20 protein-coding genes and 1 pseudogene are annotated in these 22,382 nt (G+C 62.2%); 4 read left to right on the forward strand and 17 right to left on the reverse strand.

Features of this window, described 5'->3' with window-relative positions:
* Window positions 1-7: 7 nt before the first annotated feature.
* Window positions 8-217 carry a hypothetical protein gene (locus tag BUE39_RS34145; protein ID WP_143031929.1) on the reverse strand — a complete coding sequence of 70 codons (210 nt, stop codon included), beginning with the start codon at window positions 215-217 and terminating at the stop codon, window positions 8-10.
* Between the two features lie 12 nt (window positions 218-229).
* Between BUE39_RS34145 and BUE39_RS12385 the strand changes: the two genes are divergently transcribed.
* Window positions 230-793 carry a thioredoxin family protein gene (locus tag BUE39_RS12385; protein ID WP_073428949.1) on the forward strand — a complete coding sequence of 188 codons (564 nt, stop codon included), beginning with the start codon at window positions 230-232 and terminating at the stop codon, window positions 791-793.
* A gap of 72 nt (window positions 794-865) precedes the next feature.
* Here the strand turns inward: BUE39_RS12385 and BUE39_RS12390 are convergent, their stop codons facing one another.
* The 3 genes from BUE39_RS12390 to BUE39_RS12400 all read right to left on the reverse strand — a co-directional run bounded on the left by BUE39_RS12390 (window position 866) and on the right by BUE39_RS12400 (window position 4,238).
* Window positions 866-2,245: a tripartite tricarboxylate transporter permease gene (locus BUE39_RS12390; protein WP_073428950.1), complete on the reverse strand. Its 1,380-nt coding sequence runs from the start codon at window positions 2,243-2,245 to the stop codon at window positions 866-868.
* The gene (locus BUE39_RS12395) at window positions 2,245-2,742 is read right to left on the reverse strand and encodes a hypothetical protein (RefSeq protein WP_083081525.1); all 498 of its coding nucleotides are present in this window, start codon (window positions 2,740-2,742) and stop codon (window positions 2,245-2,247) included. The genes BUE39_RS12390 and BUE39_RS12395 overlap by 1 nt, the downstream gene beginning before the upstream one ends.
* A gap of 209 nt (window positions 2,743-2,951) precedes the next feature.
* Complete coding sequence (locus BUE39_RS12400) at window positions 2,952-4,238, reverse strand: hydroxymethylglutaryl-CoA reductase, degradative (RefSeq protein ID WP_073428951.1); 1,287 nt, start codon at window positions 4,236-4,238, stop codon at window positions 2,952-2,954.
* A gap of 157 nt (window positions 4,239-4,395) precedes the next feature.
* Between BUE39_RS12400 and BUE39_RS12405 the strand changes: the two genes are divergently transcribed.
* Entirely contained in the window at window positions 4,396-5,784 is a 1,389-nt protein-coding gene (locus BUE39_RS12405) for an aminotransferase-like domain-containing protein (protein WP_073428952.1), read from the forward strand.
* Between the two features lie 76 nt (window positions 5,785-5,860).
* Here the strand turns inward: BUE39_RS12405 and BUE39_RS12410 are convergent, their stop codons facing one another.
* The 3 genes from BUE39_RS12410 to BUE39_RS12420 form a co-directional block, all read right to left on the reverse strand.
* Complete coding sequence (locus tag BUE39_RS12410; protein ID WP_083081529.1) at window positions 5,861-6,247, reverse strand: BON domain-containing protein; 387 nt, start codon at window positions 6,245-6,247, stop codon at window positions 5,861-5,863.
* An 86-nt stretch (window positions 6,248-6,333) separates the two neighbouring features.
* Window positions 6,334-7,182 carry an oxidoreductase gene (locus BUE39_RS12415; protein ID WP_073428954.1) on the reverse strand — a complete coding sequence of 283 codons (849 nt, stop codon included), beginning with the start codon at window positions 7,180-7,182 and terminating at the stop codon, window positions 6,334-6,336.
* Window positions 7,183-7,361: 179 nt separating this feature from the next.
* On the reverse strand, window positions 7,362-8,408 hold the full coding sequence (locus tag BUE39_RS12420) for a sensor histidine kinase (RefSeq protein ID WP_073428955.1): 1,047 nt from the start codon (window positions 8,406-8,408) through the stop codon (window positions 7,362-7,364).
* Window positions 8,409-8,872: 464 nt separating this feature from the next.
* On the opposite strand from BUE39_RS12420, the gene BUE39_RS12425 reads away from it, so the two are divergent.
* On the forward strand, window positions 8,873-11,074 hold the full coding sequence (locus BUE39_RS12425) for a coiled-coil domain-containing protein (RefSeq protein WP_090518755.1): 2,202 nt from the start codon (window positions 8,873-8,875) through the stop codon (window positions 11,072-11,074).
* 71 nt (window positions 11,075-11,145) lie between these two features.
* On the opposite strand, the gene BUE39_RS12430 is transcribed toward BUE39_RS12425, so the two are convergent.
* Complete coding sequence (locus BUE39_RS12430) at window positions 11,146-12,309, reverse strand: pectate lyase family protein (RefSeq protein ID WP_159442559.1); 1,164 nt, start codon at window positions 12,307-12,309, stop codon at window positions 11,146-11,148.
* Window positions 12,310-12,918: 609 nt separating this feature from the next.
* Complete coding sequence (locus tag BUE39_RS12435) at window positions 12,919-14,046, reverse strand: porin (RefSeq protein ID WP_073428958.1); 1,128 nt, start codon at window positions 14,044-14,046, stop codon at window positions 12,919-12,921.
* A 432-nt stretch (window positions 14,047-14,478) separates the two neighbouring features.
* Between BUE39_RS12435 and BUE39_RS12440 the strand changes: the two genes are divergently transcribed.
* Window positions 14,479-15,150, forward strand: a complete 672-nt coding sequence (locus BUE39_RS12440) for a response regulator (RefSeq protein ID WP_073428959.1) — start codon at window positions 14,479-14,481, stop codon at window positions 15,148-15,150.
* On the opposite strand, the pseudogene BUE39_RS36050 reads toward BUE39_RS12440, so the two are convergent.
* The 8 genes and pseudogenes from BUE39_RS36050 to BUE39_RS12485 all read right to left on the reverse strand — a co-directional run bounded on the left by BUE39_RS36050 (window position 15,151) and on the right by BUE39_RS12485 (window position 22,361).
* A pseudogene (locus BUE39_RS36050) lies at window positions 15,151-15,698 on the reverse strand (DUF1007 family protein).
* 113 nt (window positions 15,699-15,811) lie between these two features.
* The gene (locus BUE39_RS12455; RefSeq protein WP_159442561.1) at window positions 15,812-16,735 is read right to left on the reverse strand and encodes a nickel/cobalt transporter; all 924 of its coding nucleotides are present in this window, start codon (window positions 16,733-16,735) and stop codon (window positions 15,812-15,814) included.
* Window positions 16,736-16,929: 194 nt separating this feature from the next.
* Window positions 16,930-17,517 carry a DUF1007 family protein gene (locus tag BUE39_RS12460; protein WP_159442562.1) on the reverse strand — a complete coding sequence of 196 codons (588 nt, stop codon included), beginning with the start codon at window positions 17,515-17,517 and terminating at the stop codon, window positions 16,930-16,932.
* A 162-nt stretch (window positions 17,518-17,679) separates the two neighbouring features.
* A complete protein-coding gene (locus tag BUE39_RS34150) occupies window positions 17,680-18,198 on the reverse strand; it encodes a YcbK family protein (protein WP_235004868.1) in 519 nt (172 codons plus the stop codon).
* 276 nt (window positions 18,199-18,474) lie between these two features.
* Window positions 18,475-19,563, reverse strand: coding sequence for a TIGR03118 family protein (locus BUE39_RS12470; protein WP_073428964.1), 1,089 nt, complete (start codon window positions 19,561-19,563; stop codon window positions 18,475-18,477).
* A 107-nt stretch (window positions 19,564-19,670) separates the two neighbouring features.
* On the reverse strand, window positions 19,671-19,943 hold the full coding sequence (locus BUE39_RS12475) for a hypothetical protein (RefSeq protein ID WP_073428965.1): 273 nt from the start codon (window positions 19,941-19,943) through the stop codon (window positions 19,671-19,673).
* 205 nt (window positions 19,944-20,148) lie between these two features.
* Window positions 20,149-21,156, reverse strand: a complete 1,008-nt coding sequence (locus BUE39_RS12480; RefSeq protein ID WP_412534861.1) for an aliphatic sulfonate ABC transporter substrate-binding protein — start codon at window positions 21,154-21,156, stop codon at window positions 20,149-20,151.
* Window positions 21,157-21,317: 161 nt separating this feature from the next.
* A complete protein-coding gene (locus BUE39_RS12485; protein WP_073428966.1) occupies window positions 21,318-22,361 on the reverse strand; it encodes an ABC transporter substrate-binding protein in 1,044 nt (347 codons plus the stop codon).
* Window positions 22,362-22,382: the final 21 nt, after the last annotated feature.

Below are 22,382 nucleotides of genomic sequence, written 5' to 3' on the forward strand. Positions count from 1 at the left end.
GAGGATTTCAGCAAACGGGCAACGCGCAACGCAATGTATCGATTGCGGCCCGCGATACATGGCGATACAAAGCGCCGCCATCCGGCCGCGGGCCGCCGTCCTCGTTGTATCCGAACGTATCTGCCCGCGCTGGCGACACGAAGAATTTCACACCGGCCCGCGGCAGACACAAGCCAGATACTTCCATGCGCTCCAATACGCTCAGGTACTGACTCATTGGAGATTCTTCATGTTCGATCGTCTCAAGATGGCCGCCATCGTCGCGGGCGTGGCCGGCGCAGCCTTGCTCGCCGGCTTCGCCTATACCGGCGGCGCGACCGGCCAGACGTCCTCGCTGCAAACCGGAGCGTCCGCGCCGGCTTTCACGGGCATTGGCACCTGGATCAACAGTGCGCCGCTCGACAAGGCGCAATTGCGCGGCAAGGTCGTGCTCGTCGACTTCTGGACATTCGATTGCATCAACTGCGCGCACACGCTCCCGCACGTCAAGGACTGGTACGCCCGCTATCACGACAAGGGACTGGTGGTCGTCGGCGTGCATACGCCCGAATACTCGTTCGAGCGCGACACCGGCAATCTGAAGAATGCGGTGAAACGCTTCGGCATCGAGTACCCGGTCGCGCAGGACAACCAGTACGCGACATGGGATGCGTACGGCAATCAATACTGGCCCGCGCTGTATCTGTTCGACCAGAACGGCAAACTGGTGTACAGCCATTTCGGCGAGGGCCGCTATGCGGAAACGGAAGGCAAGATCCGCGGCTTGCTCGGCCTCGACAGAAAACAAGGCTGATTTCGCAGCGGTATCGAATCGAACCGATGAACGCGCACGAAGCGCCTCCGCCAGCGGCGTGAGGCGTGCGCGTCAGAACAGCTTGCTGATCGCCGGCACGCTTAGCACGGCGGCGTAATAGCCCATGAACTGGACGCCGGTATTAAACGCAAACAGCCGGGCGAGCAATCCGCCAAAAAGGCCGACGGTGAGAATCACGGCAAGCCCGAGCAACTGTCCTTCCCAGAGACCGATCACCGCGATCAGGCCGGAAAACGTCGCGATTATCGCCTCATGACTCAGCTTGCGCGCGACGAAGGAAGCCGCGCGGTGCGCATGGTTCGTGGCGAGCGGATAAGCGATCAATGCCGCCAGAAGAACCGACAGCAAGCCGAACACCAGAAACTGCCACGTCGACATCAGCGTATGCAGGTTGTCGATGTGTCCGGTTGCTTCATTCACAGTAAAGCGCGGAGGCGCATTGAAGAGCGGCGCGGCGGGCCCCGCCGCCACCGGGCTGAGCGGCAAGCCGAACGCGATGAGCGGAATCAGCGCCTCGGCAATATAAGTGGCTTCGGTCACGCCGTTCCGCACGGCGATGACGGTGGTCAGACGCTGGTACGCGTGCCGGATTCGCGCGCCGACGACTTCGCCCATGAGCACCGTCATTGCGACCGGGCTGAAAACAAACGTTGCACTCGACACTGCTGCCGTCGCCACGGTATAGGCAATCTGCTGCCGGTCGAGCACCTTGAGCGGATTGGGAAAGTACCCGCGCCAACCCTTGAGGTCCGGTGCCAGCGCGAATCTCGACATGCTATCGCGACGCATGCGCCGCCTTTCCGCCGGCGAGAGTATCGAGAACAGGTCGGTAATCAAGGGACCAATGGCAATGCCGAGAAAATAGCTCACGCTCAGGTTGACCCCATGACTGCGCGTCAGCGCCTGAAGCCCGACGATCAGCAAGACAAACGGAATCAGCAACAGCACCGAAGCCCATCGACCCATCGAACAATAGGCGATGCACACTGCCGCGAACAGGAACACCCACGGCGCGGCGCTCGCGATCACCCCGCCGAAGGGCGCGAGCATGACCGCGAACAGCACGGCGAAAGGCACCGCGACCAGGGCCGCCACGATCGCGCCGGATATCATCTTGCGCAAGGCGATATGCGGCACGCCCAGCGAGCGCAGCATCGCGGCTTGCTGCAGAAGCGGCGCAGCCATCGTGTCGCCCGGAATGCCCAGCAACGCGGTGGGAATGGCGTGCGTCATATGCTTGGCTATCGCGCCCGACATGAAAAATGTGAATACCCCGGCCGGCGGCACGCCGAGCAAGGCCACGAGCAAGGTCAGCGGCGCGATGGTCGTGGTTTCGTCGGTGCCTGAGACGAGGCCGATCGCGGCGAACACGACGGCGCCTATCAGTCCCATTGCGAGAGCCACGGGTAGCGCGTGAAGCAGCGAGTCCATCAGCGCTTCCCCTCGTGCCCGGCTACTCGGGAAGCCTCGTAGGCGGCAAACGGATCGTACAGCCCCAGCTCCCTCAATTCGGCCACGGCGCTAGCCGGAAGATCGGAGAGCGATCCGATGCCGCCGCATTCTTCACCGAGTTGATCGAGCACCCGCAGCCGGTCCGATTCGTCGACCGTGTGTTCGATCACGACGCGCTTTGGCGGGAAGAAAACGGCACTGAGCGCGCCCGCCGCCACGCATCCGCCGAGTCCGATCAGCATGGCATAGGCACGCACGATTGCCGGATCGCGCGCAGCCGAGGACAACACCGCTTGACCGGCCTCGAACGCCGCGACACTCAGGGCTACACCCAGTACCACGGACCACGCCAGATGCCGGAGGTCGACCGTGTCGCCCCATACTTCGGCGAGCACGAAAGCCGATGCGTCGGCGCGCGCGCGAATGCCGGAACCGTCTCTCGCGGCCGGCGTTGCACTGGCACTGGGTTGTTCCAATTGTCTCTCTCCTGATCGAAGTGTTTATTCAAAGCGTACGCATTCTTCGCGGAGACGGACAAACACTTCGCTACATTGCTCTCCGGTTCCTGCTGAATACAACACCATCGGAAATCGTGATGGGTGACGAACGCGACCCATGCGTTGGCCGCGCCCGCTTGCCGGAGACCGCCCATTGCGGACGCCGGCAAATCGAGCCGTCGAAAATGTCATGCATCGCGTGGACCGTTGAGTACTTCTTTTGCGAAGTCGGTGCGAAAGTCCATTGAAGTTATCATTTTCTGGACTAGCCAGTCAACATCCCCACCCGTCGCGCCCGCGCCCAAGGCGATATTGCGCGCATGCAATGTCATATGACCGCGTTGAATGCCCTCGGTCGCCAGTGCACGCAGGGCTCCCATGTTTTGGGCCAGGCCGACGGCGACCGCAATCTCCGCGAGTTCCTGCGCGGAGTCGACGTCCATTATCCTGAGCGCGAGACGCGCGAGCGGATGCGTCTTCGTTGCACCGCCAACCAGCCCGACCGCCATCGGCATCTCGATCGTCCCGACGAGATCGCCGTTCTCCGCTTTCTCCCATATCGTGAGCGATGAATAACGGCCGCTCCGGGCCGCATAGGCGTGAGCCCCCGCTTCCACCGCGCGCCAGTCGTTCCCGGTCGCGACGATCACCGGATCGATGCCGTTCATGATGCCTTTGTTATGCGTCGCCGCGCGATAGGGGTCGATGGCGGCCAGCAGATACGCTTCGATCACGCCGTCGATGACTTCTTCGCCTGAATACTCTTTCGTGGCGAGCGTGTCCGGCGAATACCGCACATAGGCGCGCGCGAGTCGCAAGTCGGCGAGATTGGAGAGAATGCGCAAGCGCACCTTGCCGCCGGTGATGATCTCGACGCGCTCGGCGACCGACTCCGCCATCGTGTTGACCGTGTTGGCGCCCATCGCATCGCGCACGTCGACAATCAGATGCGCGACGATCATCGGGCCTCGCGGCGTATCCGGAAAGACCTGTACCTCGATGTCGCGACAGCCGCCGCCCAAACCGAGCAGTACTTTGTCGCGGCTATTCGCGAGGCCGATCAGTTCGTTCTTGCGTTGGAGAATCGCGAGTCGCGCGCCATGCGGGTCACTTATGCCGACCACCTGTACCTGTGCGCGCATCAGTGGTCCCGTACTCGAGGTATGGAAGCCGCCGCCCACTCGCGCGAGCTTCGCCATGAATGAAGCAGCGGCGACGATGGAAGGTTCCTCGACCACCATCGGCACGATCACGTCTTTTCCGTTGATCCGGAAATAGCCGGCTACCGCCATGGGCAACTGGAAAGTGCCGATGACGTTTTCGATCATTCCGTTGGCCGTTTCGAGCGAGAGCGCACCCGGCCCGGCCAATTGCGCGTGCTGCGAAGCGTCGAGACCGGCCGCCTTGCAGACCTGCGCAAGACGTTCTTCGGGACTGAGTGAGCGGAAATTCGGAAGCGTCGAATCGATTGCCATTAATTGTCCTCCGGTGACGGTCGCTGAATTGATTCGCGCTTGCGACCATGAATTAAAGGATCAATAATAGGCAGACCGTACCCCTTTTAAAGGTACAGTTTGAGCTTACAGTTCCAGCGCCATACCCATAACACTTTCCATTTCCCGCGGAGCGACGATGAGCCTGCGCGCCAATGTCAGCCTATCCGGTTCCATCGCAGACAATCTCGCCAAACAGATTGAAGAAGGCGTTATTCCCACCGGCGCCAAGCTACCCTCGATCAGGGAATATGCCGACGCATCGGGGTGCTCCAAGAACACCGTCATCAGCGCATTCGAAATGCTCACGGCTAGGGGCTTGATAGAACCGCGTCGCGGCTCGGGCTTCTATGTCGCGCGGCGAGTGAAGGCCGCCACCGAGGCCGATGAAACAGGCGTGCTCGACCGGGCGATGGATACCGTCTGGCTGATGCGCGAACAATTGCAGGTCAAGCCCGAGGTGCTCAATCTTGGCGAAGGCTTCCCGCCTATCGAATGGCTGGAAGCGACCCGTCTCGATCAGTACCATCAACGGGTGGTACGCACCGGCGTCGCGTCGCTCTTTCGATACGGGAGCCGCTACGGCTATCTGCCGCTGCGCCAGTCGTTGCAACAGAAATTGTCGGGATACGAAATCGAGGCCCCGCCTTCGCAGATCGTCCTCACTCATGGCGCGAATCAGGCAATGGACCTCGTATTGCGCTACTTCGTGCGGCCTGGCGACGCGGTGCTGGTGGACGATCCCGGTTACTACCCGCTCTTCGGCAAACTGAAATTGAGCGGCGCCAACATCATCGGCGTGCCGCGCGAAGTCGACGGCCCCAACCTCGCCGAGCTCGAGCGCTGCATGATCGAATATCGGCCGAAGCTGTTCTTCACGCAATCGGTGGGACACAATCCCACGGCCACGGATACGAGCGCGGCAAAGGCATATCGCATTCTGCAACTCGCCGAAATGCACGACACCGTGATTGTGGAGAACGACGCGTTCGCCGATCTGAAACCGCGCGCATTGACGCGCATCGCCACACTCGACCAGTTACGCCGCACCATTTACATCGGCAGCTTTTCGAAGTCGGTCTCCGCCGCGTTGCGCGTCGGCTTTCTGGCATGCAATGCGGCACTCGCGAGCGATCTTGCCGACGTGAAAATGCTGATTCACGTGAGCAGTTCCGAATACAGCGAGCGAACCCTGGCCGCTATCGTCAGCGACGGTCATTTCCTGCGGCACACGAATCAGCTTCAGGAAAAGCTGCGGCGCGCGACAGCGAGCGCGAAGAATTCATTGAAGAAACTGGGCGCGGAGATCTTCAAGGAAAGCGAGCAAAGCATGTACTTGTGGGCGTCCTTGCCCGAATGGCCCGACTCGATGAAGCTCGCGAAGGCCATGCTCGAACGGGGCGTGATCCTCGCGCCCGGCGCCGTTTTTTCGCCGGCATCGGATCAGGTGTCGGCATATTGCAGATTCAACGTCAGCTATCTCGCCGACGAACGATTCGTCAACGCTCTGCGTGCGGTGGCGCCGTAAACGGCGCAACGCGATATCCGCAATTGCAGTTGCGGATATCGCGTATCGGTGACGCCGCTACCGCCGCGGCTACCGTTTAACCGCCGCCTTGCTCGCGCAACGTCAGTTTGCTGCTAACCGAGCTAACGCCCTGCACTTTCCTGGCGGCATCCACAGCCAGCGCGTCCTGATCCTCGCTTGAGATCTGACCGGCCAGCGTCACGTGCCCGGTTTTCGCATTGCCGAAAACGGCGATCGTCGTGTCCTGCAGACCCGCGGTTTTGAAAATAGCCTTCTGGACCGTTTTGGAAAATGCGCGATTGGCCGCGCGAACCGACTTCCTGGTCGGCGTTGCCTGCGTGCCGGCCGCAACGGTGGTATCCGATGCGGCAGCCGCCGCGTCCGCCGCGAATGCCGGCGTGTACGCGAAAGCCGCGACAGCGATAGCAAGGCCGCTGCTCATGGCGAGTAGTCTGAGTTTCATGATTTCATGATCCTTTATTCGAGGTATGAGAAAAAGTCGTTCGAGTTCCAGTACACCATTGCCACCAGCAAATCATCCGGCCAGCTTCATTCAGCGTGAACCGGCGGATACGCAACCGATTCGCTCACTTCACGCCATTGGGCGTCCTCTTCCGCGCGGAATCTTGCCGCTTCGCCGGCAGCCGCGACGGCGTCGCTGCCCATCAGCAATCGCAAGGGCGCCGTCGGCGAGCCGGCAATGTCGAGCAGCACCCGGGCAATCCGCGCAGGATCGCCGGGCTGATTTCCGTCGATGCGGCGCAGCCGTGCGGCAACCGGTTCGATGACCGGCTTGTACGCGTCGCTGATCGGCGCAATGTTCATCGACGAACCGGCCCACTGGGTTCGCATCGAACCCGGCTCGACGATCGTTACCTTGATGCCGAAATCGCGCACCTCTTTGGCCAGCACTTCGGAGAAACCGCCCACTGCCCATTTGGCTGCCTGATAGGCGGCGAGTCCGGGACCCGCCACTCGTCCGCCGACCGAGGAGATCTGCATGATGTGGCCGGCTCGTTGCTGGCGCATGATCGGCAGCGCCGCGCGGCTGACATTGCACACGCCGAAGAAGTTGACCTCCATCTGGTCGCGCAGCGCCTTGTCGCTGACATCTTCTATCGACGCAAGATCGGCGTAGCCCGCGTTGTTCACCAGCACGTCGAGGCGGCCGAATTGCTCCACGGCGACATTAAGAGCACCGCGCGCCGCGGCGGGATCGGTGACATCCAATGGAATCACGCGAACCCGATCGCCATATGCGTCCACCAGACTATTCAGACGCGCCACGTCCCTCGCCGTTGCCACCAGCGTATGACCGCTAGCGAGTACGGCCTCGGCAAGCTGACGACCCAAGCCGCCTGAGCAGCCGGTGATGAACCAGGTTTTGCTGCCACTCATGTTTAAGCTCCCTTATCTGTTCCGATCGATATTGCTGAGAATGCGCGGAGCCGTTGTCGATCTGGCTAAACCGACGCCATGTAGCCATTAGAAGTGGGTCATGTATCTCGTGTATGTCCGCGGCGTATCGAAACGTATCGCGTGACAAAGCAGGATAAAAAGAATTGAAGCGAGCGCACTCAGGCGGCGACCAGCGGCAAGGTGAGCCGCGCTTCGAGACCTCCCGTGCGCCGGTTTTCCAGTTGAAGCTCGCCGCGCATCGCCAGCGTCAGACGCCGTGCGATAGCCAGCCCCAATCCCGAACCCGGCGCACGCGCGGCGGTCTCCGGCGACCTGTACCACGGCGCGAACACCGCATCCATCTGCGCGGGGACGATACCGGGTCCCGAGTCCACCACGGCCAGCACCAGCCGGCGCGCTTCGACCCGGACGCACAGGCGCGCGTCGCCGCCGTAGCGCAGCGCGTTGTCGATCAGATTCATGAGCACACGGCGCAACGCATGCGGGCAGGTGACGACCGGACGCCCCACGCGTCCCTCCAGCGCAACCGTGCGGCCCGCGTCCTGGTAGTCGCCGATCAGTGCGCCCAGCAGATCGTCCGCGTCGACGCGCTGGGTCTTTTCTCCAGCGCTGCACTGCATGCGCGCGCAGGAGAGGCTGGCCTCGACCAGTTCGGCCAACTCCGCGAGATCGCGTTGCAAGGCTTCCCGCGCCGCCGGGTCGTCGAGCAGTTCGCAGCGCATGCCCATCCGTGTCAGCGGTGTGCGCTGATCGTGCGCGTAGGCGGCGAGCACCTGAAGCAATTCCGCCTGTCGCCCCGCGCGATGACGTGCGGAGCGGTTGATCGCGCGAGCCAGATCCGCAACGGCCCGCGGACCGTGTTCGGATAGCGCCGCCCCTGTACCCTCGCCATCCTCCGCCTCGATTGCGGCGGTGAGCTGCTTCAGACAGTCCAGAAGCTCGGACACCTTCAGGCTCGCCAGAGTGGCAACGCTCATCGCGAGAACAGTCATCACGATGAGCGGCAGAGCAATGCTCGCCCGCACCGGCCACGCGGACACTTCCTCCAGACGCACGCAATAGACGCCCATGCCGGCCACCAACAGTACCGCGCACACGCCCCATACCCGCACCGGCAGACTTCGCGGAAGGCGAGCCGAACTGGCGCGATCCCGCTCGAATGATTCCAACAGCGCGTCACATGGATGGGTCGGATACGCGATCATCTTCGTTCTCCTGGTGCTCTCGTTCTGCCGGAAGTGGATGCGCGAATAATAGGTGGTTTGTACCCTTTTGAAAGGTACAGTTAGCGACTACAGACAGCCAACTGTACCTGTGACAGTTCACGGCTTGGCCATGCAGCGCAGGTAAACCTTGGATTCCGGGGCATGCCGTTCGCATTGGCCGCGGACAGTTCCAGTGCGCAGTTCGTTATTCGGTGCTGGTGCGGACGCGGTACGGCTGCGCTGTCGGCAAAGATGCCGCCCGATGCTCGCTCGGCGGTTCGCCACCGTCGCCGCCTGTTCGCCGCCTCTTCGTTGCTTGCGGAATGCCGGCCATCACAATGGGCGCGTCATAGGCTCATGCGTCGCGGATATCTCTGCTTTCGGGCGGCAGCATCGGTGAGCCGCCGCCCGACGAAAGGATGCATATGGTTCAGCCGATTCGATCACCGCAACGACCTCACGAAGTGCCGGAGCAAGAAGCCGCGACGAGCGGAGCACAACCCGGCGCGCGGCAGCCCACGCCACGGGGACGCGGCTTGCGCGCCGGCGCAAACCCGCTCATCGCCGGCTTGCCGGCGCGTGCGCCGGCGGCTGAAGGCGCGTCGTCATCGTCCTCGATCGACGCGACGCCCCTCGCGCAGCAAGCGCCGGAGCCTGCGAGCCGTGCGACCGTGCTCGCGGCGAGGCAACGCGATATCGACGCGGTGCTGGCACTCGCCAACGAAATCCGCGAAGCCGAGGCTCAATTGCTCGCTTTGAAGGCGCCGCCTCAGGCCGATGCGGCCGATGCGCCCGATGCGCCCGAGATGTCGCAAGCCGACGTGCAGCAGGCCATCACGCGGCTCGAAGCCCGCCGCGACATTGCGCGGCGCACGGTCGACACGCTCGGCAAACAGTGCGAACACGCGCGTGCGGCCGTCGAAAAACTGAACGCGTCACTCGAGGAAAAGTCGAGCCGCCTCGAACAATTGCATGAAGCCCGTACCGCCGACGCGCCCACCGCACCTCGTCCGTCGCCAGTCGCCACGAGCCGCGCCGAGCTGCGCGCCGCGCACGAGCAACGCATCGCCGCATTGGGACAACAGGCCCAACTCCTGAAGAGCAGCCGCGGCAAGGCGGCGCATGAAGTGCAAGCCGTCGCGAGCCGCGACGCGCTGCGCGCATTGGCGGACGTCGGCGCCTTCGAAATGATCGATACCGTGAGTCCCGAACTTGCGGGCAAGGTCACCGAATGGCTGCACGCTCTGCAGCCCGCGCAAGGCCGAAGGTCGCGCCGTCCGGTGGATCTCGAGCGCCAGTTCGAGGAGTCTTTCGCCACCGCGCTCGATCGCATCGCGCAAAGCGGTGCTGCGCAACCGCAAGTCGACGCGGAACAAGCGTTGCAGGCGTTCATGGCGCTCGTGTTGCATCCGCGGCTCAAGCCGTTGTATCCCGTCGTCGAGGCTTTACTGGTGGAGGACTTCGCCCGTTGCTTGCGCGTGGCGACGGTTGCGCGGCGGCAAGGCAAGACAATGGACTACATGAATGGGTTTCGCCGCTGGCTGGGCGTGACACCCGCGCAAATCGCGACACGCGAGGTACTTCGCTCGTTCAGGAACGCGCAGCAGAACCTCCAGGCCGCGGTGCAACGTCAATCGCCCGGCGTGACGTTCGGTGAGTTGCGCCTGATCGGTCCGGACATCGCGCTCGCGGCGGAGCAGGTCGAGAGAGTGACCGCCGCGCTCACCGCGAATCGCCCGGCGTTTCAGGCCATGATCGAGGCGGTGGAGAAACGCTTCGCCGGGATCATCGACATCGACGACATTGAAGCGCTGGGCCAGCGCGTGGCGCCCCGGCTCGACGCCTACTACAAAGACAAGATCAACGAAGTGAACGCCGAGCGCAACAGGCTCACGCGCGAAGGCGCGCCGAAGCCGAAGACAGATGAGCTCGATACGGTTGGAGCAGGTCCGAGCCGTGTCGATATCGATCAGTTGGAAATCCGCATCGGGCGTCTGCAAGGCGAAATACTTCAATACGCGGAGCAGCACAAGAAAGAGTTCGAGCATTACGCAAAGCTCAGCGCACGCCATATGACCGTATCCGATGAAGTGGAGGATATCGGTCAGCAACTGTCGGCTCACCACCAGACACTGAAGCATCTGCGCGAAGGAAGCAAGACACAAATACGCGAGCGCGCTGCCCGGAGCAATCAGAGCGAACAGCTCGAAAACCGCATCGGTCGACTCTGGGACAAAGCCACACGCGAGCCGGCGCTATTGCAGGTGATCTCACGCGGCGCGCTTGAACGCGTGGTCAAGGTGCACGTCGGGCAGACAACCGAACAGATGCACACGCGGATGAACAAGGTGATGCGCACGGGCACCTTCGTTTCACGCGCCGGGGTGCTGCGTGTCATTGCCGAAGTCGCGCGTCACGAGATCGAACAGCCCCGCTCGGCGCTGCTTGCGCAAGACCGTGGAGCCTTCGAGCAGATTGCGCAAGGCTATCCGGGCGGGCGCATCGACGCGCTGTGCCATCACGGCCGAACCATCGGCCACGGCGTGCGCAACAGCACGCGCGGCGTCGAGGAATCGCGCACCGGCACGAGCCAGTACGCACTCGAATGGGTGCGCGGCCAAGGCGCGCGTATCAGCCATTTGCATCCGTGGATATCGCCGTACTGACGTGCGCCGTTGTTTTGCGGCGACGCCGCGCGGATAAACATTGCGTGTGTCCGCGCGGCTCTGATCTTTACTTATGCTCCAAGGTCGATCTTGCCCGCACCCGACTGAGCCAACACGATTGCCGCAACCTCGTTGGTGGGATCGAGATGCGCGATCGATCCTGCTCCCGGGCCGCTTCCAGTCGGCGAAGACGACAGATTGACGGACCGGCCGTTCACCAGCGAACCCGAATCGGTCAGATGGCCCGAGGCGCCAAAGCGCTTCACGAGATTTTCCTCATTGACGCCGTTCGTTTCGAACGCATTGTTCTGCGACGTGATCTTCGACTCGACACCGACGCCCAGGTTGTACTGGAAGCGATTCGCTTGCGATGAGCTGTCCTGGTAGAGATTGTTGGCGACCTCGACGTTGCCGAAGCGCACGCGGGGATCGCGCTGCGATACGCCGGCGAACAGGTTGTGATCGATGGTGACGTTGAGTTTGCCGCGGTCGCTCGTCATGCCGTCGCTCGATCCGATCAGGATTGATTTGTTATGGCTCTGGAACTGGTTGTAGGAGACCGTTGCATAGTTCGCGCCGTCCGTAAAATCCAGTTGATCTCCGCTGATGGCGCCCGATGGCGTCGCGCCGTCCTTGAACGTGTTGTGGTCGACCCACAGGTTCTGCGTGCCCTTCGCCTCGATGCTGTAAACGCGCCCATGCGGATTGCCTTCAGCGTCCTTGCCGGGGAAGAAATCGAATGGCGAGGTCATCGCCAGATTGCGCACGATGATGTTGTGCTGATTGCTCAGATTGAATCCGCCGCCGCTGATGCCCGCGTTGGCGCCCAGGCCGATGATCGTGGTGTTGGAGCCCACGTTCAGCATGTCGTGCGCCAATTGCGCTTTCTCGTTCGCGAAATCGCCCTTAGCCAATTCCTTGCCGTTGCTGTCGACGTTCAGATCGATGTTGCCTTTGATCTGGATGATCTTGGGAGTGGCGTTGGAGCCGTTCGTCGCATTGTTTCCACCGAGCGCGGCAAGCAGTTGCTCACGCGTCGACACCGTGTACACGTGCGCCGCATCGGCCTTCGACCCGCCCGTGACGCCACCGTTCTGTGCGCCCCAGCCGTGCCCCGCCGCCAGGGTTTCGCGCGAATGATCGCCCGAGCTTGCCGCCGTGGAGGACGGCGTGGCTTGCGGCCCGGAAGCCACGTATTGCGGCGCGGCGGTGCTGGTCGTGGGAGTGGCGGACACTCGCCGGTCGTTCGCGCCCGAGTTCTTGTTGCCGTGCGCGTTGTCGGTTGGTGAGGCTGACGATTTGCTCGAATGGGTGTTCGGATCATTCGCGGCGCCGTTATTCGCGGACGTCCGATTGCCGTTGTCGCCCGAGCTTGCGTCGTCCTGATTGGCATCGCGAGCATATTTGTGTTCGTGGTGCGATGCGTGCGAATGATGCCCCTTGCTTCCGCCTCCATTGGATTCGCCCGACTGGCTGCCACCATTCTGATTCGATGCCAATTGCTGGAGAAGGCGCAAAATTTTCTGGAGGATCGCTTCGATCCCCTGGTTACCGGCGCCGCCGGATCTCGAAGCACTGGAATGCCAGTTCTCCGATGTGGGGACGACCTTGGTCGGACTGATTTGCAGACTCATCATTCACCTCGTTAGGCAGCAGTTGGGATTCGGGACCCTTACTCTGCCTCGAGTGTCGGTAGCGTCGGGGTTCCGCCGGGGCTGAGCGGACGCCCAGCCTTTTTCGTCTGATGATGACAATGACGGACGGGTCTTTCCTTTTCCGCTCGCGCGACGAAGAGTTGGCGAAGGTAGCGAAACGCTACGCCGGCACCGCCGCGCGAAGCCTGATCAGAAGCGTGTCCGAACCCCCGTGGTCAACTCAACCTGGTTCGACGCGCCGAACGTGCCGCCGACCGTATAGCCGCCATGCAGCCTCATATAGTCGCCGGCCAGGTACACCTCCGTGCGCCTGGACAGATGATAGAACGCGGACCAGTACAGCGTTTCCTTGTAACCGTTATGCAAGCCCGAACTCGGGTCGAAGGCGCCGATGTTCGCGTTCGGAATATCGCCGTCGGCGTTGTACGCGGCGTTTTTCACGCGCATCTGCTGATAGCCAAGCTCGTAATCGAGCGGCCCCTTCGGCGACAGCTTGAGCGACGCGGTCCATGCGTTGTCCTGGCGCTGACCCAGCGCGGCCTGATTGCCGAGATAGCGGAAGTAGCCGGCATTGGCGCGCAGAATACCGAACGTGTAGTTGCCGCCCACCGAAAACGACTGATTCGTTATGCCGGCACGGTTCACGTGACTGTAGAAGCCCGATACGTTGAACGGGCCGCCGTTGTAACCCAGCGCCGCCTGATAGTTGGAATTCGCGCCGAAGCTGGTCGAATTGCCGAACGCGTAACCGGCGCTCGCAAAAATGCCATTGCCGAAGAGCTTTTTCCACGCCACGCCGTTGTTATAGCGCGTGCCAGTCGCGCTGGCCGCGTAGAAAATCATCTGCTTGAAGTTGTTGGCGTTCGTCCAGCCGCCCTCTTCCGTCGTCAACTGCGCGCTGCCGTACGGGTCGCCATAGATCGCGGCTGCGTCGCGCGCGATGCTATTCTGGAAGCCTGCCGTAATCTTGCCGAGCGTGTCGTTTTCAATGCCGACCCATGCGTCGCGATCGAAAATCTGGCCGGGGTCTTCCATTTCGCCATTGGCCACGACGTATTCGCTTTCCAGACGGAAGACGATCCTGGTGCCGCCGCCGATATCCTCCGCGCCCTTGAGGCCCCAACGGCTGCCGCTGAACCACGGTTCGCCGCCGATCCCCATGCCGATGACATGATTGCCGTTCGCGTCCGCATGCGACTGGTAAGTCGGCACGCTCAGGTCCATCAGACCATAGAGCTGGACGCTCGATTGAGCGTACGCGCCGCTCGCCCCGAATACGGTGGCCGCGACAGCCAGCGTGAAGTATGTTTTCCTCAAGTCCGTCTCCTCGAATTGCTACGTTGAAAGCCTGCTCTTTTTATTCAGGCCTCTGCGTGTGGCCGCTCCGCTGATAGTCGGCTCGGCATCGCAGTGCGCAATCCTAAATAGGCCAACCCTTCACCCGCCTTTCCCGCGCCGTTTGTATCGCTCGGTGATTTCACTGATAGACGTGACAAGGCTCTGGTTGCGTCGCAACGACAGCATTAATTCCAATTACTAAATGAAAGAAACCGCGTCATGGAAATCCCGTACGAAAAGCGTTGCCATGCGAAAGCATCGAGAAGGGTTCGGCCTCATAGAATCGCGCCATGGACGCGAGGCATGCGATCTTCAGCGATCAAGGTCGAGAAATGAAACGGAGATTTGGATTGACGCTGAGCTTGCGCGCGCGATCGACTCGGGCGGCATGGCGCCATTGAGGACATCGCGATGAAACTATTGCTCGTGGAAGATAACGCCGAACTCGCACATTGGATCGTCAAACTGTTGCGTGCGGAGAACTTCGTGATGGACAGCGTGCCCGATGCCGAGCGAGCCGAGGCGATATTGGCCAACCAGAGCTACGACGTCGTGCTGCTCGACATGCGCTTGCCCGCCATGAGCGGAAAGGACTTGCTCACCCGTTTGCGACGGCGCGGCGATAATGTCCCTGTACTGATGCTGACGGCGCATGGATCGATAGACGACAAGGTCGACTGCTTTGGAGCCGGTGCGGACGACTATGTCGTCAAGCCGTTCGATGCGCGCGAGCTCGTTGCGCGCATCAAGGCGCTGGTGCGAAGGCAGTGTTCCGAAAGACACGTGTCGCTCGTTTGCGGCGATTTGCACTATCAATTCAATAGCCGCGAATTCCGTCATAACGACGCACCGCTGCCATTACGCCGCCGGGAACATGCGATTCTCGAAACGCTGATGCTGAGACATGGGAAAACCGTATCCAAGGCGACGCTAATGGAGAACGTATTCAGTCTCGACGATGAGCCGAGCGTCGACGCAATCGACGTTTATATTCACCGCCTGCGCAAGCATCTGTCCGTTTCGACCGCGCAGATCATGACCTTGCGAGGATTGGGCTATATCTTGCGAACGCGCGATGCCTGATCAGCAGGCCACGGTCGCGGCCATCGGCGCATAAGTGCCGTAATAGACGGCGTGATCGGCGTCCGGGGTATAGAAGACCCGGCATGCCGCACTGGCCGCGACGGGCTTCACACCGTCCTTTTTCATTTCGAAGTCGACGAAAAACTCGTCGTCCCAGACGCCCAGTTCTAGTGGCGTGCGCGTCGTGTCCACAGGCTGCGCAAGCATCATCCTGAACGTATACACGAGCTTGCCGTCGCGCATCGCAATGCTGAAGCGTTGCGGCTCGCCAAGCGCAACCGGCGTCCTTGCACATAGGCATGCGTGAAATAGCCAACGTTCTTGAGCGACTGGAATGCCGAAGCACGCAGCGATTCGATGTCCTTCGCCGACAGCACACCGTTCTTCGGATAGCGGGAGAGGTCGATCGGCAGCAGCGCCTGGAAGCCGTTCGTAAACATCCACTCCACGTCGATCGCGGTCACGGAACCGCGGTTCATCTGCAGGTTCAGCGCGTACAGCACCCAGACGTGAGGATGCGCTTCTGCCTCGACCGGGCCCAACATCATCGCCGACGCAGTCAAGATAGCCAGCACGATCGACGGTAGCAGTTTCCGCAAGAATTACTCCGCTTAGAGGTCCGGGATTTTACCGGGGAGTGCGCTGCAAGCGCTGCGGATTTTCAGGCGAGCGCAGCCAGTTGTAAGCCGGACAGCAACGCGAACACCTGCCATGCAGCGAACAGCGTGATGATCAGTGCGCCCGCGAGCGCGAAGCGCGTGCGGATCGTTTCCAGTACCTGCCTGCGAGCAAGGCTACGGTTCGACACCGCCCGGTTGATGCCGAGGCTTGCCAGGCCCACGGCCAATACCGTTAGCGAAACCCCTGCGGCCATGGCGAGCGCCGACAACACGCCCACCATGAAAATGCCGTTGGCGAGCGCCGCAATGAGTACAAAGATCGCGCCGACACAGGGCCGCACGCCCACCGCCAGTCCCGTCATGACAATCTGCCGCGCGATCCAGACGTTGCCCGCGTTTTCGTTGACATTCGTCCAGGCTTGCGCGCGCCGGCTCGTCAGCGAACTTGCACCAAGGTAACGGCCGTGCTGAAGGTTGCTATCGTCGCGCCTGGTTGCAAACAGGCCCGCGCGACGTTTGGGGATCAGCGTGATGCGCCGCTCGTCGCAGCAGTCGCGACGCGTGACGATTGACCAGACAGTGATAAGGCCGACGCAAAGCAGCGAGACATAGCTGACGAGATCCAGCGCCGCCGCTCGCGTCAGCACGCCGCCCACGCCCTCGCGCGCGAGCCACGCCGCACCGCCGACCAGACAAATCGCGGAGATCGCCTGCACGCAGGCGCTCCATACGCTTAGCGCGATGGCATGCCCAACGCGAGCGCGATGCGACATCAGATACGCGCTCACGACTATCTTCCCATGCCCCGGTCCGAGCGCATGCAGGACGCCGTAGCCGAACGACAGCAGCATGAGGGTCCACGCGGCCAGCATGCTCGCGCCGTTGCGCTGCTCGACGAGTTGTTCCTGAAGCTGGGCGTTCAGGCGGCCTTGCAGCGCGACACTTGCCGCAATCGCGCGTCGCACGGGCTCCGGCATCGCGACAGGCTGCTCAGCGCCTCTGTGCGACATCGGCGCCGGTACATTGGCGGCGCCTGGCGCCCCTGACGATGTCCTGCCAAATACATCGACTGTCTCAGCACTCGCGGTCTGCACGACCGTGATCATGAGGAACATGAGCGCGAACGCACCACGGCGAATACCGCGGCGCCCGTCAGGGATCAGCATGAAAGCCTCGTGGAAAGCGGAGAAATCGCGCCGCCGAATAGCGTGTGAACCTTGTCTTCGAACGGTTGCGCGGTGCAGTTCTTTTGCGCTGTCGCATCGAAGACGACGGGCGCCCCGTTTCTGGACGGCGCCTGAAAATCGACGAAGAAAGTTTCGTCCCATGTGCCGAGTTGCACCTGAGCGAACTTCACGTCGACCTTATCCGCGAGCGGCAACACAAACGTGTAAACAATCCGTCCGCCTTCGATAGAGACGGCGAAGTCGCGGACCTCGCCGAAACGCGCGGCCTTGCCGTCGATAAAGACATGCACGAAATAGTCGGCCCCCTTCAGCGAATCAAACGCCTGCTGCCTGAAGATACGGATGTACTTCGGGCCGAGCGGTCCCGATTTCGGCATATCTTTCAGATCGCCGACGATCGATACCGGAAACCCTTGCGAGAAGGTCCATTTCTCCTGCACGGCGTCCAGTGATGAGCCATTCATCCGCGCGACGCTCTCGTAAGTGATCCACACATGCGGGTGAGCGGCGAGCGGCGCCGCGGCAGCCGCGCAGCATGCAGCGGCAATCGCATGGATCAAAGGAAGCACTCGCTCACGCAGAGAGCGGGCAACACGGTTGCGCATGAACATCCGTCGGAACGTTATGTGTCGTCGAAGGGATGACGAAGTAATAGCGCGGCACTGTAGCAGCATTTTTCCACTGGCAGTGCACGCATAGGTAGGGAACCGCGATTTTGATTGCTACCTGGCGCGCCACGTTACAACTCGACCCCGCACATCAGTGTGAATGAAGTCACGCGTTTGATAGAAACCCACGCCACCCTGTTGCGAAAGGTAAGCCAGCCGCCCCATGTATTCGCTCGGCGCCGCGGGCGTGCTGAAGTCGCCTGCGCGAAAAACCATATTCCTGTCAGGCAGATGGAAGGATGCCCGCTTACCCTCGAAATAAGTATTCGTGGCCGGTGTCCGCAGGCCCGAATGGACGTCGAATCGCGCATGATGGCCATACGCGGCGAGCCAGGCCTGCATCCATGACCACTGCTGCAAAAGCCTCCAGTCCGGATTGCCGACCACGTTGGCTTTCACATCCCGCATCAACCAGGAAACCGCGCGATATCCCTCGGCGGTCGAATAGTCGATCTGCCGTTCCTCGCTACCCCGCCTCAGCCAGAGAAGAGTCGGCACAGCATTCGTCGCATTAGCCGCATTGTCGGCTCGCGCATCGAAGGGCGCCAAAGCTGGCGCCGCGCAGGCCGCCAAGGCGAACTTCCTGACAAATTCCCGCCGCGAAATCACTTTATTCTGCTCGCCGATCTACTGATCGACGCCTCCGTGTTATTGAACAGGGTGTCGAGGCTTCCAACCGTATCGCGCGCAATGCGCTGTGCGAAACGGACGGGCGAATTTTGTGTGCTTGCCGCGAAGGTTAGGCGTGTCGGTTTGCTTATGCAAAACAGCTCAGATCCGGCCGGCGCCCGCACTGCGACGCCGAGACCGGCTGCCAGGTTCTAACCTTGAACCCGATGCTTGCGAGCGTTACTGATCGACGTCGAGTCGTCCGTAAGCGCCGTTGCTGCCGCTATTGGGACCGGCGGCAAAAAACAGCGTATTGGTGGGTTGAGCGTTCAATCCGTTGCCGAAGGCGATGCCCCACAGACCCGCAATCGTGATCGGCGCCCCGCTCCTTTGCGTCAACGCGCCTGCTGCCGCACCGGTCTGCGGATCGAAGGCATGGAGCGTGCCGTCACCGAAATTGCCGACGATCAGCTTGTTGCTGAACGGCCCGAAGTTCGACGGCGCGATCGTGATGCCCCACGGTGCGTTCAGATCGCCACCCGTTGCGAAACGTTTCTGCAACGCGCCGCTCATGTCATATACATCGATCACGCCTTGACCCGCCGCGTGCACGGACCTCCTGGCGCTGCTGTCCTGCTTCGCGTATGCAACGAAGAGACTGTTGCCGATGGCCTGAATGCCGAACGGTGCGAAACCGGCGGGCAACGATGGGTCGACGAAGCGGCCGCTCGTCGTGAGCTTGTTGAACGCGCTGTCGAACACGTCGATCTTGTTGTTGTGAAAATCGGCAGCGTAGAGACGGCCGGCGCCGTTGTCGGCGCCGATCGCGAGACCGGTGTACTCGGCTGCGCCGGCCGCGTCATCGTAGACAGTGACTGCCGACGTGAGATTGACTGTCGGAGACCACGCGGCGATCGTGCCCGCGAGCGTCGCGAAGACAAATGCGCTCGTTCCCGACACGCCGTTCTGGCTCACCGCGAAGTTGTTCGCCCCGCTGAACACGATTCCCGTCGGTCCTGCCGGGCCGTTCGTTCCCGCCGGGATCGAAACGACCAGTTGTTGCGGAACGCCGTTGCCGTCATACAGCGTGGACTTTTGCGAGCCCGCGTCGGCGACCCACACGAAGCCTTGCGGGTTGAACGCGATCCCCCAGCCGTCCTTGAGGTTCGCGTCGGTGTTCGAAGCGGGAACACCGCCGTCCGATACCACGACGCTCGACTTGTAGCCGACCGGTTGAACGGAATTGCCGTCGCCGCCGCAGCCGGCGAGGCTTGCAGCGAGCGCGGCGGATAGGGTCAATTTGAATAGCGTCGAACGCACGAGAGCCATGAGTTTTTCCTTTTTAATAAGTTGTCGCGTGCGTAAGTACCGCCCAACTTACTAAAAGTTACGTCAGCAAGGAAAAATGCTCGAACGCTGCCGCCGCCGATGGCACGTCACTCCGGCGGAATCTCGAGCGGCACGACAAACAGGCCCGGCATGTACGCCATATGGAAATAGCCGCAGCGTGCGTAAGCGGCGATGCGTTCGAGGCGCTCGGGCCGCTCGGGCCGCTCGGGCAATTGGCAACGATAGGCCGCGGCTGTCACGTCGGAAGATGATTCAGACTTGGCAACCGTATAGGCCGCTCGCTTCGGCCAGTGCTTCGCGAGGCTTCGCACAGGATGTCGAAGCGCGCCCCAGATAAGCGTCGCTGAAAGTGCGGTCACGGCGGCCTCCGTCGATTCATTGCCATGCGAACGAATCTAGCCAGCCGGAAACGCGAGCGCAAACAAGCTTTTGTGGATTGTTATTCGGAGAACCTGTCGAACGCTAATCGCGCCGGATGCTTGACGACGCGGCACACTCCACCGCTCCATCGCTCGACGTGCGATGCGCCTCAGCGCATCGTGTGCGTTATGTTCCCTTGCGCTTCTATCCGCCGGAAGCGGTGACCGCGGCGCCCGCCGCTTCGGCCCGCTTCGTGGTGAAGTTCCAGCGCAGCGCCGTGGCCGTCTCGACCGGCGCCGGCAAGAGCCCCGCTCGATAGAAGGTGTCGGCGATCTTTTGCTGCTCACCGAAATTCCGCGTGTCCACCGCATGCACCGCATAACTGCGGCGTCCATTCGCACGCTCGATCGTCGCCGCGTCCAGGCCCCAGATGGGCGCGAGCAGCTTCGCCGCATCCTCGGGGTGGCTGCGAACCCAGGCTCCCGCCGACGACAACTGCGCGAACACGGTGCTGATCACCTCGGGGTGTGCCGCGGCAAAGCTGCTGGACGCGAGGTAGTACCGCTGATACGACGCGAGCCCGTCGCCGTTTGCGAGAATGCGCACGTCCGGCGTTTTATCGACCGCCGCGACATACGGGTCCCAGGTGACCCACGCATCCACGCTGCCGCGCTCGAACGCGGCGCGTCCGTCGGCGGGCGTCAGATAGCTGATGCGCGCGTCAGCGGGTGCGAGACCCGCCTTGGCGAGCGCGGCGAGCAGCAGATAATGGCTGCCCGCGGCCTTGGTCACCGCGATGCGCCGGCCCTTGAGATCGGCAAGCGTATGCAGCGGCCCGTCACGCTTCACGATGATGGCCTGCGCGCCGGGCGACGGCGCTTCCTGCGCGACGTACACGAAGTTTGCGTGAGCGGCCTGAGCGAACACCGGGACCGTATCGGCCACGTCGGCGCTGAAGTCGACCGCGTCCGCGTTGAGCGCCTCGGTCAGCGGCAAGCCGCTCGCGAACTCGTTCCAGCTAATGCTCACGCCCAGCGGCGCGAGCGCCTGCTCCAGCGAGCCGCGCGCCTTGAGGATGGTGATGAGCGTCGAAGACTTCTGATAGCCGATCCGCAGCTTGACCGGCGTTGCGGCAGTGCCGGCGGTTTGCGCATGGGCGGCGCCCACGACGAGCAGCGAAATCAGCGCCGCTCGCGCGAGCAATCGAAAGATGGAAAATGTCACGGCTCGAAATTCCGCTCTGATGGGTACGATGAAGCTGCGATCGTAGCAATGCCGGGCCGCGCGGATAAGCGAGCGTTTCAACTATGCTTAGCAGGGGAACGCATAACGTCAAACAGCGGCATATGAAACATGCCGCTCGAAACGCGACGCTACGCCAGCACGTTCGAGAACACCCGCTCCGCCAGACGATTCGAATCCGTTCCGCTGTTGAGCACGCCGACCGCCTTCAGATCGTCGGCATAGAGCGAGATTTCCTTCTTGAACGCATCGCCTACCGGATGATGGCGATCGGTGTGGCTCTTCAGCATAGCAGCCAATTGCCCGACATCGGCGGACGGCGTGTAGGCCGAAAAGATCGCGGCTGCGTCGTCCGGATGATTGGCGGTCCACTCGGTGGCTTCGAGCAACGCCTGCGTCAACGACTGCGCGGTGGCGCGATCCTTGCGCACCAGCGAACCGCGCACGCCGAGCACGCAGCACGAGCGCGTCTGGTATTCGCCGCACAGATTGTTCGACACCTCATGCAGATGATCGGATTCGCGGATCGTCCAGATGGTCGGATCGCCGTCCGCGATGGCCTGTACTTCGCCCTTCTTCAGCGCCTCGCCCAGCAGATTCGCCGGATACTGACGCCAGTTCACGTCGCGCTCGGGATCGACGCCGAGCTTCTTCAACACGATCGCGAAGAAGTTCTTGGTCGGGCTCGCCATGTCGCTGACGCCGATCGTACGGCCCTTCAATCCCGCGAGATCCACGATGCCCGACGCGCGCGTCGCCAGCAAACGCATGCAGCCGCCATGAATCCCGGCCGTGAGTTTCACGTCGAAGCCCTGCTCCAGCGGCTTGATCCAGCGCAGCGCCATGCCGACGCCCGCGTCGGACTTGCCCGTCGCGATTGCCTCGAGCAACTGGTCGGTGGAGCCCGAGAAGTTCACGAGTTCGACCTGCAAGCCGTGCCGCTCGAAAAAGCCCTGCTTCACCGCGACGGCCACCGGCGCGGTGCAGATCGCGCCGGCATTCCACGAGAGCTTGAGCGGCTTGAGCGGAGCCCGCGGCGTTTGCGCCAGCGCAAGCGGGTTCGACAGGCTCAGCGACGCGCCGCCGAGTGCCGCCGCGCCCGCGCGCCAGGCCGTGTTGCGCAACCATGCGCGGCGGGCCGGACTGAGCGGAGATCGATCGTAGGGGTGGTTCATGGTCGGGTTGTTCCTCTGGTC

The sequence above is a fragment of the Paraburkholderia terricola genome (assembly GCF_900142195.1).
In the GTDB taxonomy this organism is placed as follows: domain Bacteria; phylum Pseudomonadota; class Gammaproteobacteria; order Burkholderiales; family Burkholderiaceae; genus Paraburkholderia; species Paraburkholderia terricola.